Raw genomic sequence first — 435 nt, 5'->3', positions numbered from 1 at the left:
GCGTGGAGGACGAGCGCCCAGACAGAGGGAACACTAATTTTTAATAAATTGTCTTGGGTATGTTGTTTGTTTGAAACCATTTAAGATGGTTGCGATCGATTTTTTCTCAGTATCCCAATTATCTCCGCGCGAGCGAAACTGCTATGGCAACGCTACTCTAATTGCTTTACTTAGGCCGTTAACTCCCATAATTGTTATCATTCTTCTGAAGTTGTAAGCTAGGACATGAATACTTATATCTGTCCCCACGCTTTTTAAACCTCGTGTTAGTAAGTGGGTAGCTCCCATCCAGAGTTTAATTGTGCCAAAGGGGTGCTCAACAGTTTGCTTGCGATGAAGCATCAAATCAGGATCATTCTTGAGCATTTGAAGCATTACTTCGGACAGAAGCTCATGCACCCCACGCGTTATTCGCCTAGGGTCTTTTTTAGGGTT

1 protein-coding gene is annotated in these 435 nt (G+C 43.0%); it reads right to left on the bottom strand.

Annotation, left to right across the window (positions count from 1 at the left end; all coding sequences use genetic code 11):
- Positions 1-141: 141 nt before the first annotated feature.
- The coding region (locus tag CWB60_RS20340) for a transposase (RefSeq protein ID WP_171036175.1) at positions 142-435 on the bottom strand (294 nt) is incomplete at its 5' end.

It is taken from the genome of Pseudoalteromonas sp. S327, from assembly GCF_005886415.1.
Lineage (GTDB): Bacteria > Pseudomonadota > Gammaproteobacteria > Enterobacterales > Alteromonadaceae > Pseudoalteromonas > Pseudoalteromonas atlantica.
Note: the sequence above shows the minus strand (reverse complement) of the source record. Positions and strands in the feature narration are given on the sequence as shown.